Below are 16679 nucleotides of genomic sequence, written 5' to 3'. Positions count from 1 at the left end.
ATAGTAGTAATAGTAAAATAGCAAGTTATTATCATAAAAAAATAAATATTTAGAAAATTTACAAAAATACTTTACAAAACTGAAAAAAATAGTAGAATATTAATTAATAAGAATTTTCTGATAAATAAAGTTGGTAGAAATCTCTAAAAGTTAGTAGCGTACATATAATTGGGGAGGGTACAAGAATGAAGAAAAAGATGAAAAAGTTCACGGCGGTTGTAGCGCCAGTATTAGCGATGAGTATGGCGTTAACAGCATGTTCTGGGTCTTCCGGTGGGGAAAAGAAAACGACTACGACGTCTAATAATGGTGGGGAAGAGAAGAAATCCGATATTAAATATGCGGCAAAGCAAGTGTTAAATCGTACAGAAACGAATGAAATTCCGACGATGGATACTTCAAAAAATACAGATACACTTGGCTCGCAAATTTTGGGGAATACAATGGAAGGTTTATATCGCCTTGATAAAGATAATAAGCCAATCCCAGCTGTAGCAGAATCTAGTACAAAAAGCGAGGATGGTAAAAAATATACATTCAAATTACGTAAAGATGCAAAATGGTCAAACGGTGATCCTGTAACTGCGAAAGATTTCGTATTTGCATGGCAACGTCTAGTAGATCCACAAACAGCTGCTGAGTATGCATTTATTGCTTACTATCTTAAAAATGCAGAAGCAATTAATCAAGGGAAAGCAGAAGTTTCTACGTTAGGTGTAAAAGCAGTTGATGATTATACGCTTGAAGTTGAATTAGACAGACCGGTACCATATTTCTTGAACTTAATGGCATTTGCATCATACTATCCGTTAAATGAAAAGTTTGTAAAAGAAAAAGGGAAGAAATACGGTTTAGAGTCCGATACAACAGTTTATAACGGTCCATTTGTGCTTACTGATTGGAAGCATGAGCAAGGTTGGAAGTTGAAGAAAAATGATCAGTATTGGGATAAAAAGACAGTGAAATTAGATGAAATTAATTATAGTGTAGTAAAAGAAGCAGCTACTAGGGTGAATTTATATGATACAGGTGCAATTGATTTTGCACTTTTATCTGGAGAATTCGTTGATAAGTATAGAAATAAAAAAGATGAGTTTGGAGCATATTCGGAAACAAGTACGTTTTACTTACGTCTAAATCAAAAACGTGGTGGGCAAGATACACCGTTAAAGAGCAAAAAATTACGTGAAGCAATTGCATTATCGGTTGATAAGAAGGGTTTAACTAATGTAATTTTAAATGATGGTTCAAAACCAGTTGATTACTTAGTAGCAAAAGGTTTAGCAAGTGGACCAGACGGTAAAGATTTCGCAGAAACATTCAAGAATGGTTTAAAACAAGATTCCAAAAAGGCAGCAGCAGCTTGGGAAGAAGCGAAAAAAGAACTTGGAAAAGATCAAGTGACAATTGAATTATTAAATTATGATACTGGTAATGCGAAAAAAGTTGGGGAGTACGTGAAAGATCAAATTGAAAAGAATCTAAAAGGTGTAACAGTAAATATTAAACTTCAACCATTTAAGCAAAAACTAAAATTAGAATCAGATCAAGATTATGATTTCTCATATGGCGGCTGGAATCCAGATTATGCGGATCCGATGACGTACCTTGATATGTTTGAAACAAAGAATTCTCAGAACCAAATGAGCTACTCAAATTCAAAATATGATGACATTATTGATAAAAGTAAGACAGAATGGATGGCTGATGCAAAAAAACGTTGGGCAGAGTTAGGGAAGGCAGAGAAATTGTTACTTGAAGAAGATGTAGCGCTTGTACCTTTATATCAAAGTGCTAAAGCATATGTTATGCAACCAAATGTAAAGGGAATTGTGAAACATAATATTAGTCCGGAATATAGTTTCAAATGGGCGTATGTAGAAGAGAAATAATAAAAGAAACAAGCATTTTCAAGTTGCGGTATTATAGCACTTGAAAATGCTTGTTTTTCTGTGCACTATTTTTTTATGGATGAATATATGTATTATAGAAAACTCAAAGGAGAATCTCATGAAACGAAACACATACATTGATTTTCTAGCTTATTACGGAATAGGGAGTGCTCATCCTGGTGGTTTTACGTTAACGAAGCAATTGCTATCTCAATTGCCACTTAGACACGGAGCAAATGTTCTTGAGATAGGTTGCGGTACTGGGAAAACAGCGGCGTATATGACAAAAGAATTGGGTTATAAAGTGACAGCGGTTGAAAAGAATGAAATTATGATTCAAAAAGCGAAAGATAGATGGTTGTTTGATGGTTTAAATATACAATTGATTCAAGGCGATGTAGAAGGGTTACCGTGTTTAAATGATTCTTTTGAGCTTGTACTTGGAGAATCTATACTCGCTTTTACAAATAAAGAAAAGGTTATTTCGGAATGTTATCGTGTATTACAAAAGGATGGAAAGCTTGTTGTCATTGAAATGATTACCGAAAAACATATTGAGAAGAAAGAGGAGGAAAAGATTGGACAGTTATACGGTATGAAAGAATTATTAACTGAGAATGAGTGGATTCATTTATTTAAAGCAGCAAATTTTAAAAGAATTACAATTGCCGGTGGCGGAACTATTGCAGAAACAGTTGCAGGACATGTGGAAGAGCCAGAGTGGAATGTATCACCGTTTATTCCGGAAGAATTGTATGAGGCGTGGGTGCAACACGAACAAGTACTGCTTATGTATCAACATATTTTAGGGCATCGGATTTTTATATGTGAAAAATAGAAAAAGAGTTGGCTAAAGATAGTCAACTCTTTACTATGTTAGATGAAAAATAATGCAGCCAAAGTAATTCCAAAAATAAAGCCAAATCCGAGTTCAAGGCCCCAGCCACCGCCAAATCCACAACCGCCGCAACCACGACGGCCACATCCGCAGCCACCGAATCCACCACCGAATCCACCACCGAATCCACCATCGAATCCACCACCACATCCAAATCCACAGTTATCACATCTGCTAAGACCGCCGCAAATATCACATCCGCCATTTGAATATGCGCCATGGTATCCAAATCCTGTATCAAAAGATGAACGCTGCTGTACTGGCTCAATCCAAACAGAATCATTTGTCACGTCTATTATTTTTCCTAAATGGATATGACCATCACGATCTTCAATTCGAACAACTTTTCCGAAATAACGTTGGCATGTATTATAACATTTTTGTCTATGCATGTTCTTTCCTCCTTCCGTATTACCGTAATACGATATGTAAGCAGGACAAGTGCGGCTTGTACGAATGACCTATCTATCATAATTGTTATACGAAAGGGGAAATATACGAACAGGATACATAACGAGGAGGAAGAGAAATGAAATCTACAGACCAATTTCAGACGTACGAAGTTCCTTGGGAGGAATTAATAGAAGCACTGCGAGGTGAAATGAAGAAACAAGTAGGAGCGGATATTATTGATACGGTCGTATGTAATTTGGAAGATGGTTTTGAAGTGTATACATATGTGCAGGGGGATTTGGATTTCGAGTATACAGAAGCTCTTGAACGAAAATATGGGAGTGACGGGAAAATCCCTAATTTGTTAACAGTTATGCTGGTAGCTAGCATTTATAATACGGGTGAAGAGAATATACGTTTACATGCAGATCAAAAGGAAAATCCGATTGTTGAAGTATATGTGAAGAAGTAAAGAGTGCGCTAATTATAGCGTGCTCTTTATTTCTTGTATTGAAAAGAAAATCAAACTTTAATGGTGGAATTTATAGCGGGAAAAGTATGAAATCTATGTGTTATTTCAGATATATAATAAGGAAAAAATTCGAAATAAAATATGGGAGTAGTTCATTTTTGTTTACATAATGTAATTGCTTTGAACTGTTGTCCTAAAATACAAGTCATATATCTTGTTTCCCCTCATAAATTTAAACATAGGAATTTGTCTACAAAGGTGGCGAAGCCTCATCATGAAAATTCGAATTTGTGCCACGTTCATGTTGTTTCTATTTATATGTTTACCTTTTTCAGTTTTTGCAAAAGGAGAGGAGGCAAAGGAAAGGGTCGTTTCACTTGTATATGATGATTCGGGCAGCATGAGAAATAACGATCGCTGGAAGTATGCCAATTACGCCTTGCAAAGTTTAGTTGCGCTATTAGATGAGAAAGATAAATTTTCTTACGTTCCAATGAGTAAGCCAAATGATCCGTTAAACATTTCGTTAACAAAGGATCAAAGGCAAACAGAAATTAATGGAATCGGCGCGTGGAAAACATATTTAAATACTCCATTTAGCGCAGTAGAAACGGCGATGCAATCTATAGAGAAGGAAGCAGATATAGATGGGAAACGTGAATTTTGGCTTATTGTATTAACTGACGGGGCATTTAATGATTTGGAGAAAGATAAGATTGGCGGAAAAGAACAAATTACACAGAAGTTAGCGCAGTTTAAGAAAGAGATGGATTCTAAAAAGATCTCTTTACACCCAGTCTTAATCACGATGGAAGAGGATTTAGGGCAGCAAGAAAAAGAGCAGTTAAATACGTTTAAAGAGATTTGGAAAAAAGAAATGAATGGAGTTGTCATGCCGTCTAGCGGTGAGGATGGTATTGTACAAAGTGTGAATCAAGTGGCAGCATTAGTTGCAAATCGTGATCCATTTTCTTCTGTTGAGTCGATTGTCAAAACGAAAATAGTAGGGAAAAAAGTAGAGATTACAACACCATTTCCATTAAAGCGTATGACGCTTGTACGACAATCACCTTCTTTGTCTAATTATAAAGTTATGCAACTTTCCAAACCGTTACAATTGCAGTCTTCTTTTTCTATACATGCACCAGGAGAAGCTAAATTATTCGGAAATATAGTGCATGTAAGTACAGCGAACCAGGAAGTGATTAAGCCAGGGACATATACGATAGAAGTGGATCAGGACATTGAGAAAGAGGGATTACAAGTACTTGTTGAACCAGCGCTTAATTATACTGTTTCTACGTACGACAAAGATGATAAAGATAGAAAAACGCTTGAAAAAATGTATGAAGGTGTGACAGCTGTTATTGAAGCGAAACCTACTGAATTACCAATTCAAACTTCTTATTTCGAAGCAGAAGTAGAAATAGACGGAAAGCAGTATCCGATGAAGTGGGATGATAAAAGACATGTGTTTTATTACGAGACACAGGTTGGTAAAGAGTTAGTACGCGGGAAAGTCCATATGAATATAAAGGGATTTTATAGACAGACGAAAGAATTCAAGATTGAACCAGCTGAAAAACCAAAATTAACACTTCAAGCTGTTACGAAAGATTATGAAGAAAAGGTAACAAATTTAGAAAATAGTAAACCATTTATTTTACAGCCCCAGTTAAATGGTAAACCGATGACAGAAGAGGCTGTAAAGAAACTATTAAAATCTACTGGTGTCACATCGAATCAATCGATCAACTATGAATTAAAACAGCATGGTAGTCAAGTTTATGTTTATCCTCGACCTTATTACTCCGACACATTCAATTTTACAGATACCGGCACCGTAGAGGCTACCATCACGATCAATGATTCAAAATTACAAGAAGTAAAGGAAAAGATTGTACTGCACATTGAAAATGCGCCGTTTTTTGAGAAGTATGCGCTCGTTTTTAAATTTGTAATTCCTATTACTTTATTACTTTTAATAGTAGGAATTATTATTTTAGGATGGATTGTTCGTCCGAGATTTCATCGGAAAGCATTACTATATTACGAATGGGATCAAGAAGTAGCGAAAGATTGGCTTTATCAATCTGAACCAGAGTTACTTAAAAATAAATGGTGGAAGCACTATTTTGGCATTCCATTCCGAGCAGAAAGAAAGACGGTGCAATCTGTAACATTAATAGCGAAAAAAGGATCGAAATCTATATTTGTAGCAAAAGAATCGCAAGTGGTTGGGATGATTATTGATGGGATGTTTATAACAGAGGAAGAGGTAGGAATGGAGCACAAGACGTTGTATCCAAATGAACTTTTAGTAATTGATAGAGGATATGGTAAGGAGATTTACCGGTACGAATGTGAATAGTAGATAGGGTGTAAGAGGGGCGGAGGAGGCCCGGCTCTCTTTATTCTTCTTTTCAAACAAGCAAGAATAGGAAGGTGGTTCACATGACATTACAAGTTCCAACAATTTTAATTGGCTTAGGTGGAATCGGTAGTACTGTCACACATCAAATATATGAAAGATTACCTGAGGAGCGTCGTAAAAAGGTAGCGATGCATGTATTTGATACAGATGTGAATACATTGAGTAAATTTGATCATATTCGGAAGTTTAAGACGCAAACGAGCTCGAGTAAAACACCGAGAGAGTATATTGCGGGAGATCCAACGATTCCAGAGTGGTTTCCGATGGACCCGACTATACTCGATAAACCGTTAACAGAAGGGGCTGGACAGTTACGCGTCATTTCACGGTTAGCGTTACGTGCTGCGATGAAAGAAGATAAACTCACATCGTTTTGGCAAGAAATCGAGAAGATTTTTCCAGTTACAAGTGATCAGACCGAATATGGTGTACGTGTCATTATTGTAACGTCACTAGCTGGCGGAACAGGTTCAGGGATGTTTTTACAAATCGCATTATATTTGCGTGAGATGCTCCGGAAGAAATTGCAGCATCATAACATTTTAATTCGCGGTGCGTTTTTAATGCCAGATGTTTTAGTTAAGACGAGAACGGTTAGTGCGAAAGAGTTTGAAACTGTGCAAGCGAATGGTTATGCATCGTTAAAAGAGTTGCACGCTATTACGCTTGGATCGACTGGTGAATTATCCAAACGAGGCGGCGTAACGATTGAATTAGAATATCGTCCTGATCAAGTGGATGAAGATGGAAGAACAAACCATACGATAAAGCAGCATCATTTACCGTACAATTATTGTTTCTTATATGATTATGAAAATTTACATGGGCACCATTTGCACAATTTATCGGATTATATGGAGCAAATGGCAAATACGATTTATTTACAGTTATTTAGTCCAATGTCTGCAAATCATTTTGCCCAAGAAGATAATCAAATTCAGCAATTGGCAGAATCGAGTGGGAAAGGGAGATATTGCGGAGCAGGAACGGCAAAACTTATTTATCCGTATGAGCACGTTTTGAAATACTGTGCTTTAAAATGGGCGGTGCAAGGTTTAGATGAATCTTGGCTTCATTTAGATCAACTGTTTCAAGAAAAAAAGCAAAGATACGACCAAGATGTCAAACGTGGTATGCAGCGTGAAAAGCCAGAGCGCGGGAAAAGTTATTTAGAAGACTTAGAGCATCTTGCTACTCGGCCAGAACAAGCTCATATTTTTTATAGACAAATGTACCATGAAACACGTGAAGGGGCAGAGGGTGGTAAGCTCGGTGTTGCAAAATCAAAATTGTTTTTAGATGCTGTAGAGAGTTACGTACACCGTACAGTGCAAAAAGATGAGGAATTAAACCGCCTGCAGCATGAGTGCAAAATATCGGCTGCGAAGCTTAAAATGATGGAACAAATGAAGGGGGAAGTAGCGAGAGTTGATCATGCGGTTCGTTTATATGCTTATGCCATTCCGAGCCGTGTACATGAGCATGTTACTACCCTTTTATATGACATGATCGAATCAGACCGCTTTACACCGAGTGGCTCAGAAGGACAGTCTTACCAATTAAATACATGGTTTTTAAAGAAAACGGATCCAGTTCATCCAGTTGCAGCACGTTTTATGCTGTATGAAATTCGTAAGCAGTTAGTAGAGAAGATGAATCGACTACATGAAAATAATGAACAAAAGCGTAATTTAATTCAAAACTACGATAAGAAATTTAATGTGAGTAATATTGATGGAACTGTAACGGCTGTTCGCCGCGTTGAAATTGCGCAGCAACAAGGCTGGTTTGGAAAAATGATTAATAATCAGCAGCGTTTGTTTAAAAAAGAATTTGAAGATATTGTAACGCAGTACGTACACAAATTAAGTGAGTATCGTAAAGAAATGTTGTTAGAACTCGTGTATCAATCGCTATACCAAGCAGTTGATAAAATGATTCAATATTGGGAAAGATTCTTTGATAATTTATACGAAACACGTGAAAATTTATTGTTTGAAATCCAAAAGCGAAGCAAGGAATTTGAGGGGAAAACGAACCCGACGAATGTATACGTATTAGCTGAAGAGAAATTGCAAGAAAAGATTTGGCAAGATATGCAGCAACATTTAAATTTAGGTGTATTACCGAAAGATATATCGTCCGAAATTTATATGAGCTTGTACGGGGAATATTGTCGTGATGCGAAAGCCGAAGAAATTCAGTCGAAAAAGGTGGAAGACTTCTATCGTGAACATATATTGAGTTATTGTTATGACGAACTTCAAGTGCGCTATCGTGACAAACTAGAGCTTAATATCGTTGAAGCATTGCGAAAAGAAGCAGATTTCAAGAAACGTGATCGTGATGAATACGTTCGTGAAAAAATTGAAGATCTTTTCCATTTAGCAAGTCCGTTCGTTCCGAAAGTTTCTCATCATAGAGAGTTACAATATTGGGGCGTACATCCTTCTTTAAAACAAGAATTGCAAGAAGAGTTATTGCAAGAAATGTTTAAAGAAAAAGATACGGTAAACGAGGCGTTTTCACCATTTGAAGTGATTTGTTATCGTGCTCATTACGGATTATCGCTACAAGATTTTCCTAAGCTTTCATCTGGACATATTGCGAATGGCTTTATGAACGATAAAGGTGATTATTTTCAATCGTATTATCGCCGCGTGAACAAATTAAATAGTAAAAAATCTAGTTTGACGCCGCATTTAGATAAATATTGGCACTTACCAGCCTTTATGCCAGACTTGAATGCAACGCAAACGAAGTTAGATTACGATAAATGTAATCGTGCTCTTCTGTACGCGTATATGTATCGCTGGATTAGCTTAGTTGCTGTTGATGGACAGTTCGTGTATCAATATAATGGTGTTGGCCGTAGCTTTTTAATTCAGTCGATGGGGAAAAATATTTCAAGTGAAAGTTATAAGTTGCACAGAGCATTGCTTCATAATCCGTTTATTTATGAAAACATCTTGTCACGATTTGAAGAAGAACAAGAAAAGGCAATGATACAAGGTGGACATTTATATACACATGCATTTGTATTAGGCGCTCAAGATATAAGATGGCTCCGTAAAGAGCATGTTCATAATATTTTAGATATGATTTTAATGTATGACCGTGAGGCAAAATATGACCCGACGTTAGAAGAAACATCTGACGATTTGTTAAGGCTATTCCTTGATGAAATTGAGCTGTATTTCCAAAACTATTACGGAACAGGTGCAGATATGGTTGCGAAGAAAGAGAAAGAGATGTTTATGAAACAATTGTGGGATCGTTCGTATGCGAAAGGGTATGTGGATCCAAATAGTGCACCTTATAAAAAATGGCAAAATGTATTACATGTTCCCGATGAAGAAGAAGTGCCAAAAACGAATGTATAATGAGTAAAAAGGGAATCCTTAAGAATGGCAATACAACTTTAGAAATGAGGGATTCCGATGCCGTTTTTAGGAAGTGTATATCAAATATTTGGATTATATCCAGAAATTTATTATGGAATGATTTCAGCGGAAATCGCTGAACAACAAATGGAAGAACAGAAAGAACAAGAAAATCAAGAGACTGAATTATAAAACCATGCAGGCTACTCGCCTGCGTGGTTTTTTCGTGTTACAATAAAGCGAATTTTTTAAGGGAGAGAATAAGATGAAATGGATATACTTTATTATTATTAACGTTATAGCATTTAGTATGATGGGGCTTGATAAGCGAAAAGCGAAGAAAAAGCAGTGGAGAACGCCAGAAAGTACGTTGTTTTTATCAGCTGCAGCTGGAGGAGCGGTTGGAGCTTGGATTGGTATGTATATGTTTCATCATAAGACACATAAAAGTAAATTTGTCTTCGGTATTCCAGTGCTCGTTATTATAACAGTAGGAGTGTTTTTATACATATAAAGGATTTGCAAAAGGAATGTCGAAAGAAATGCAGATTGAATATTGGTAAAGTAAGCATGTGAGACTTTATAATGAAGAAAAAAAGAGAAGAGGAGAAAAAGGAAGATGGGGAGTCAAACAGCAGAGCAAAAGCAGGGGATTATATATGCAGCAGGTGCGTATACGATGTGGGGAGTCCTTCCGATTTATTGGAAATGGGTGGAGGAAGTACCGGCAGATGAAATATTAGCGCATCGCATCGTTTGGGCATTTGTTTTTATGTTGTTAGTTTTAGGAGTAACGAAGAGGTTTCGTCAGTTTGGTGGGGAGTTAGTGGCACTTTTTAAACGACCTAAATTATTAATGTCATTAACAATTGCTTCGGTACTTATTAGTGGAAACTGGTTTGTATACATATGGGCCGTAAATCATAACCATGTAATCGAAGCAAGTCTTGGGTATTATATTAATCCACTTATAAGTATTTTACTTGGTACAGTTGTTTTAAAAGAGAAGCTTAATTTTTGGCAATATGTTGCGGTTGGTTTAGCTGGATTGGGCGTTGTTATTTTAACGATACGTTTCGGATCAATTCCATGGGTCTCTCTTTCACTTGCTTTTTCATTTGGATTATATGGATTAACGAAAAAATTATTAAATTATGATGCAACAATTGGGCTTACGATGGAAACGATGTTAGTGACGCCATTTGCACTTATATATTTGTTTATGACAGGAGTTCATGGCTTTGGTTCGTTCGGTTCTATTTCGGCAATATCAACGTTTCTTTTAATAGGGGCAGGTATTGTTACAGCGTTACCACTCTTTTATTTTGCTAAAGGAGCACAACTTATTCCGCTCTATATGATAGGGTTTTTACAATATATCGCGCCGACTATTAGTTTAATTTTAGGTGTGTTCGTTTTTGGTGAACATTTCACATCTACTCATATGATTGCATTTTTCTGTATATGGATTGCTTTATTTGTCTTTTCAATGGCGAAAACAAAGTTTCTACTACAGAAGCAACCAAAATTTATTAAAAATAAATCAGCAAAAGTATCATAATGCGTAGTATTTTCTACGCATTTTTCTTTATACTTATATTATATAGAAATTCCATTATAGTCAGTGAGGAGCTGAAAAACATGGAAACAATTTTACATAATGATCCACTTATAGCAGCTATAATTTCTTGGTTTTTAGCACAGTTAACGAAAGTCGTTTTTAAATTAATAAAAACAGGCGAGTTTGATTTTGCTAAGTTCTTTGCTTCAGGTGGAATGCCAAGTTCGCATGCTTCGACTGTTACTGCACTTGCTACAGGTGTCGGAGTGGTGGAAGGTGTGGAGAGTCCAATATTTGCGGTTGCCGCTATTTTTGCCATTATTGTTATGTACGATGCTTCAGGAGTAAGGCTTGCGGTAAGTAAGCAAGCGAAAATATTGAATGATTTTTTTCATGGTAGACAAACAGAATATAAAAAGTTAAATGAGCTCGTTGGACATACACCGTATCAAGTTGTTGTTGGTGCACTATTAGGAATTGTTGTCGGGGTTGGGTATTGTTTGTAAGCAGAATGTGTGTAATACACGTTCTGCTTTTCTTTGTTTTCATACATATTTAGATGAGTTTTCGAATATCGTATACGGACTTAGAAAGGGTGGGTGAGCGGTGTGCTACTATATGACAAAGTGCATGAGGAGATAGAGCGGAGAACGACTGCACTTCAAACGATGCAAAGGCAAGACGGAACGTGGCAATTTTGTTTTGAAGGAGCTTTGCTAACGGATTGTCACATGATTTTTTTACTCAAATTATTAGGGCGAAATGACGAAATAGAACCGTTTGTGAAAAGGTTAGTATCTCTTCAAACAAATGAAGGGACTTGGAAATTATACGAAGATGAAAAGGGAGGGAATTTATCCGCGACGATTCAAGCATATGCTGCTTTACTTGCTTCGGAAAAATATTCGAAAGAAGATATGAATATGAGGCGAGCTGAAATGTTTATTAAGGAACACGGGGGAGTTTCTCATGCTCATTTTATGACGAAATTTTTATTGGCGATACATGGAGAATATGAATTTCCTGCGCTTTTTCACTTTCCAACGCCAATCTTATTTTTACAAGATGACTCCCCCCTCAGTATATTTGGGCTAAGCAGCTCAGCGCGTATACATTTAATTCCGATGATGATTTGTATGAATAAGAGATTCCGTGTAGAGAAAAAGTTATTGCCAAATTTAAATCATATTGCAGGCGGGGGTGGGCAATGGTTTCGAGAGGAGCGGTCTCCGCTGTTTCAATCGTTGTTAGGTGATGTGAAAAAGGTAATATCGTATCCATTATCGTTACATCATAAAGGATACGAAGAAGTAGAGCGCTTTATGAAGGAGCGTATAGATGAAAATGGAACATTATATAGTTACGCCAGTGCTACGTTTTATATGATTTATGCTTTGCTTGCATTAGGGCACTCTATTCAGTCTCCAATTATTAAGAAAGCTGTGACAGGATTAAAATCTTATATATGGAAGATGGACAGAGGAAGTCATTTGCAAAATTCTCCTTCTACCGTATGGGATACCGCTTTACTTAGCTATTCCTTGCAAGAAGCTAAAGTTACAAATGAAAATAAGATGATTCAAAGGGCGACGGAGTATTTATTGCAAAAACAACAAACTAAAAAGGTAGATTGGAGCGTACATGCATCATCACTTGTAGCTGGCGGTTGGGGATTTTCAGATGTTAATACGACGATCCCTGATATAGACGATACTACAGCTGCCCTTAGAGCGTTAGCGCGAAGTAGAGGGAATGATAGAGTAGATGATGCGTGGGGAAGAGGTGTGGAATGGGTAAAAGGATTGCAAAACAATGATGGAGGCTGGGGAGCTTTTGAACGAGGGGTAACGAGCAAGTTACTATCGAATTTGCCGATTGAAAATGCGAGTGATATGATAACCGATCCGTCCACACCAGATATTACAGGTAGGGTGTTAGAATTATTCGGAACGTATGCACCGAATGAATTGCTTGAAGAGCAAAAAAAGAAAGCTATCAAATGGTTAATGGATGTACAGGAACAGAATGGATCATGGTATGGAAAATGGGGGATATGTTATATATATGGGACATGGGCAACGATGACAGGCTTACGTGCATTAGGAGTGCCTTCTACTCATCCATCGTTGAAAAAAGCAGCTTCATGGCTCGAACATTTGCAGCATGAAGACGGAGGGTGGGGAGAATCCTGTCAAAGTAGTGTAGAGAAAAAATTTATTTCTTTACCTTTTAGTACGCCGTCACAAACAGCGTGGGCACTTGATGCACTCATTTCTTACTACGATCAAGAAACACCGATTATTCGAAAAGGAATTTCATATTTGCTTGCGCAGTCTACTATGAATGAAAAATATCCTACTGGTACAGGGTTACCGGGGGGCTTTTATATTCGCTATCATAGTTATGGGCATATATATCCGTTACTTGCTTTAGCGCACTACGTAAAGAAATATAGAAAATAAACCGAGAGATACTCTCGGTTTATTTTGATGGGTAGTAGGTCCCTGTTGAAAAGAATAAGGAACGTTGTAGTGCCTTATTTTTCTATTGATTGGCGTTTTTGACGTGCATCAGCGGCATTTGCACGTGCGTTTGCTTCTAAGTCATTGTGGTCAGCGAGTTCGCGAGCGAACTCAACATCAATGCCATCGGCAGCTTTGTTTCGATTTACATTCTTTTTTTTCATTCGACACAATCTCCTTGTGTTTTATGCGGTGTTGCAAAGTTAGTTTGACACAAATAGACTTTTTTATACAAAGAGGATTTGGAAAGCATAGAGCCGAAATATACAATATAACTAATAGAAATGGGGGATAGAGATGGAATCATTGAATGGGAAAACAGCTGTTGTAACGGGTGCTGCGCAGGGGATTGGAAAAGAAATCGCACGAGTTTTTGCAAAACTAGGGGCCAAAGTATTAATTAGTGATGTAAATGAAGAGAAGCTACAAGAAACGACACGTGAATTATCAGATGAAGGGTATGATGTGAGTTTATATCGATGTGATGTGAGTAATCAAAATGAAGCGAAGTCGTTAATTGAATATGCGGTGCAAAAATTTGGTACATTACATATTTTAGTGAATAACGCTGGAATTACAAAAGATGCAATGTTACATAAGATGGAGAAATCAGCTTGGGAACAAGTATTACAAGTGAACTTAACTGGCGTTTTTTACTGTATGCAGCCAGCGCTTCTTTATATGAGGCAACAAGGGTATGGGCGGATTATTAATATTTCTTCTATTAGTAGGGAAGGAAATATTGGACAAGCAAATTATGCGGCTACAAAAGCAGGGGTTGTAGGTTTAACAAAAACAGCAGCGAAAGAGGTTGGGAGTTTTGGTATTACGTGTAATGCGATTTGTCCAGGATTTATGGATACTGATATGACAAAAACAATACCGGATAAAGTAAAAGAGAAAATGGTTGGAGCGATTCCAGTTGGAAGAATCGGAACGCCGGAAGATATTGCAAACGCAGCTGCCTTTTTAGCATCAGAGTATGCGTCTTACATTACAGGAGAGGTATTAAATGTGAGCGGTGGGTTGCAAGTGTAAATGAATACATAATGAAAAGAACCTGACCGAGTAGGTCAGGTTCTTTCTCGTTAATTTAAGTTAATCCAAACGCTCTTCACTTCTGTATAGTTGTTCAGCGCGTAAGATCCCATTTCGCGGCCAAGACCGGATTGTTTAAATCCTCCAAATGGAGATGCTGCATCAAAGACGTTATAACAGTTTACCCATACAGTACCAGCACGTACTTTACTTGCAACATAGTGTGCTGTTTTAACATTTTCTGTCCATACACCAGCCGCTAAGCCGAATTGTGATTTATTTGCACGTTCAATTACTTCATCAATATCGTTAAAAGGTATTGCAGAAATAACTGGACCGAAAATTTCTTCTTTTGCGATCGTCATTTCGTCATTTACGTCAGCGAATACTGTAGGAGAAACGAAGTAGCCTTGATCGAATGGATTATTTCCTCCGCAAAGTACTTCAGCGCCTTCTTCAATCCCTTTTTCAATGTAGCTCATTACACGTTTTTGTTGTTCTTCGGAAACGAGAGGACCGATTGTTGTTTCAGGGTTAAGACCGACACCTTGATTTAGTTTTTTAGAATAGAGGACGAGATCAGCCATGACATTATCATACATTTTCTTTGGAATAAATAAGCGTGATCCAGCAGAGCATACTTGTCCTTGGTTAAACATAACACCAGAAAGTGCACCAGGAATCGCGCGAGATAAGTCGGCGTCTGGTAAAATAATGTTCGGTGATTTACCGCCAAGCTCTAAAGTAACACGTTTCAATGATTCAGATGCTTGTCGCATAATTTGTTTACCGACTGGAGTAGAGCCAGTAAATGCAATTTTATCAACGAGTGGATGATTAACAAGTGCTTGTCCAGCTGATTCACCGAATCCAGGAACGATATTAATAACACCTTTCGGGAATCCAGCTTCTTCAATTAATTCAGCTAAGTATAGAGCGGATAGTGGAGTTTGTTCTGCAGGTTTTAAAACGATTGTACATCCTGTAGCAAGCGCAGCTCCCATTTTCCACATTGCCATAAGAAGTGGGAAGTTCCAAGGGATAATTTGACCGACGACACCAACAGCCTCATGGCGTGTATAGTTAAAGTAATCACCGGAAACAGGAATTGTTTGACCAACAATTTTCGTCGCCCAGCCAGCATAATAGCGCATATGCTCAATTGCAAGTGGTATGTCTGCCGCCATTGTTTCACGGATTGGCTTTCCGTTATCTAACGTTTCGAGCTGTGCGAGCTCTTCTTTATGCTCTTCCATTAAATCAGCGAGCTTGTACATAAGACGGCTGCGTTCAGCAGTGCTCATGCGTGACCAAGGACCTTCATCGAAAGCCATTCGAGCAGCTACCACAGCTTTATGAATGTCTTCGCGACCAGCTTCAGCAACGATAGCGAGTGTTTCACCAGTTGCTGGGTTAGGAGTTTTAAATGTTTTTCCGGAAGCGCTTTCAATGAACGCTCCGTTCACATATAGTTTCTTTGTGCCTTGAAGAAATTTCTCTACCTTTTCATGAAGATTTACAGCTAGTTGACTCATTGTATAACCCCCTTGAAAATATAATTTAAACGCAGTACGAGACGGCGTTTATTCCGAAATCAAGGATGTAGGAACTAGATGGAAAGCCTCTAATTTAAATCATAATTAACAAATGCTGAAAATTCAAATTTCATTTGTGTTACAATTGTAAAAAATATGTAATGTAAGAGGTTCTTCTATATGATTATAAAAAATCCTGCTTGTTTTTGCTTTCTAGTAGGAAAAACTAGAAGAACAATGGTACAATTATACATCGTGAGAGGAGGGGGAAAATGAAGAATTATCATGATGATCCGCGCTTTCGAGTTGCCCATAGAGAAGCGTTAATTGGTCTTGGATTAGCTATTATTAATTTTATAATATGGTATGGATTTGCTTATGGGCTTGGAAGTAAGGATCCGAGTGAATATACATATGTATTAGGTTTTCCAGCATGGTTTTTTTATAGCTGTATCGTTGGATTTATCGTAATGGTTATTTTGCTTATTTTAGTTGTTCGTTTTTTATTTCAAGATATTTCACTCGATGAGGAAGAAAAAAGTGAGGAATGA

General features: G+C 37.3%; 15 protein-coding genes. 12 read left to right on the top strand and 3 right to left on the bottom strand.

What is annotated here, in order from left to right; genetic code table 11:
- The first annotated feature begins 185 nt into the window (after positions 1-185).
- Positions 186-1892 (top strand): peptide ABC transporter substrate-binding protein, encoded by a 1707-nt coding sequence (locus MR155_RS15210; RefSeq protein WP_201064862.1) that lies wholly within the window; start codon positions 186-188, stop codon positions 1890-1892.
- Between the two features lie 118 nt (positions 1893-2010).
- Positions 2011-2730, top strand: a complete 720-nt coding sequence (locus tag MR155_RS15205; RefSeq protein WP_016092062.1) for a class I SAM-dependent methyltransferase — start codon at positions 2011-2013, stop codon at positions 2728-2730.
- 38 nt (positions 2731-2768) lie between these two features.
- On the opposite strand, the gene MR155_RS15200 is transcribed toward MR155_RS15205, so the two are convergent.
- Positions 2769-3182: a hypothetical protein gene (locus MR155_RS15200; RefSeq protein WP_242310417.1), complete on the bottom strand. Its 414-nt coding sequence runs from the start codon at positions 3180-3182 to the stop codon at positions 2769-2771.
- 137 nt (positions 3183-3319) lie between these two features.
- On the opposite strand from MR155_RS15200, the gene MR155_RS15195 reads away from it, so the two are divergent.
- The 8 genes from MR155_RS15195 to MR155_RS15160 all read left to right on the top strand — a co-directional run bounded on the left by MR155_RS15195 (position 3320) and on the right by MR155_RS15160 (position 13495).
- Positions 3320-3655 carry a hypothetical protein gene (locus MR155_RS15195; protein ID WP_201064870.1) on the top strand — a complete coding sequence of 112 codons (336 nt, stop codon included), beginning with the start codon at positions 3320-3322 and terminating at the stop codon, positions 3653-3655.
- A 274-nt stretch (positions 3656-3929) separates the two neighbouring features.
- Complete coding sequence (locus tag MR155_RS15190; protein WP_242310415.1) at positions 3930-6026, top strand: vWA domain-containing protein; 2097 nt, start codon at positions 3930-3932, stop codon at positions 6024-6026.
- An 83-nt stretch (positions 6027-6109) separates the two neighbouring features.
- Positions 6110-9472, top strand: coding sequence for a tubulin-like doman-containing protein (locus tag MR155_RS15185; protein WP_242310414.1), 3363 nt, complete (start codon positions 6110-6112; stop codon positions 9470-9472).
- A gap of 57 nt (positions 9473-9529) precedes the next feature.
- Positions 9530-9664: a hypothetical protein gene (locus MR155_RS15180; RefSeq protein ID WP_002014348.1), complete on the top strand. Its 135-nt coding sequence runs from the start codon at positions 9530-9532 to the stop codon at positions 9662-9664.
- A gap of 73 nt (positions 9665-9737) precedes the next feature.
- Positions 9738-9986, top strand: coding sequence for a DUF1294 domain-containing protein (locus MR155_RS15175; RefSeq protein ID WP_000871335.1), 249 nt, complete (start codon positions 9738-9740; stop codon positions 9984-9986).
- Between the two features lie 105 nt (positions 9987-10091).
- Positions 10092-11033: an EamA family transporter RarD gene (rarD, locus tag MR155_RS15170; RefSeq protein WP_002014350.1), complete on the top strand. Its 942-nt coding sequence runs from the start codon at positions 10092-10094 to the stop codon at positions 11031-11033.
- A gap of 80 nt (positions 11034-11113) precedes the next feature.
- The gene (locus tag MR155_RS15165) at positions 11114-11539 is read left to right on the top strand and encodes a divergent PAP2 family protein (protein ID WP_000447809.1); all 426 of its coding nucleotides are present in this window, start codon (positions 11114-11116) and stop codon (positions 11537-11539) included.
- 102 nt (positions 11540-11641) lie between these two features.
- Positions 11642-13495, top strand: coding sequence for a terpene cyclase/mutase family protein (locus tag MR155_RS15160; RefSeq protein WP_242310412.1), 1854 nt, complete (start codon positions 11642-11644; stop codon positions 13493-13495).
- A 74-nt stretch (positions 13496-13569) separates the two neighbouring features.
- Here MR155_RS15160 and MR155_RS15155 read toward each other — a convergent pair whose 3' ends face one another.
- Positions 13570-13719: a YfhD family protein gene (locus MR155_RS15155; RefSeq protein ID WP_242310511.1), complete on the bottom strand. Its 150-nt coding sequence runs from the start codon at positions 13717-13719 to the stop codon at positions 13570-13572.
- 133 nt (positions 13720-13852) lie between these two features.
- Here MR155_RS15155 and fabG point away from each other — a divergent pair, with 133 nt between their 5' ends.
- Positions 13853-14593 (top strand): 3-oxoacyl-ACP reductase FabG, encoded by a 741-nt coding sequence (gene fabG, locus MR155_RS15150; RefSeq protein ID WP_219303279.1) that lies wholly within the window; start codon positions 13853-13855, stop codon positions 14591-14593.
- A gap of 50 nt (positions 14594-14643) precedes the next feature.
- Here the strand turns inward: fabG and dhaS are convergent, their stop codons facing one another.
- Positions 14644-16128: an aldehyde dehydrogenase DhaS gene (gene dhaS, locus MR155_RS15145; protein ID WP_242310410.1), complete on the bottom strand. Its 1485-nt coding sequence runs from the start codon at positions 16126-16128 to the stop codon at positions 14644-14646.
- A 272-nt stretch (positions 16129-16400) separates the two neighbouring features.
- Here dhaS and MR155_RS15140 point away from each other — a divergent pair, with 272 nt between their 5' ends.
- On the top strand, positions 16401-16679 hold the full coding sequence (locus MR155_RS15140) for a YhdT family protein (RefSeq protein WP_002014357.1): 279 nt from the start codon (positions 16401-16403) through the stop codon (positions 16677-16679).

The sequence above is a fragment of the Bacillus cereus group sp. BfR-BA-01331 genome, from assembly GCF_022663915.1.
Classification (GTDB): Bacteria; Bacillota; Bacilli; order Bacillales; family Bacillaceae_G; genus Bacillus_A; species Bacillus_A mycoides.
This window is presented reverse-complemented; position numbering and strand designations above follow the sequence as displayed.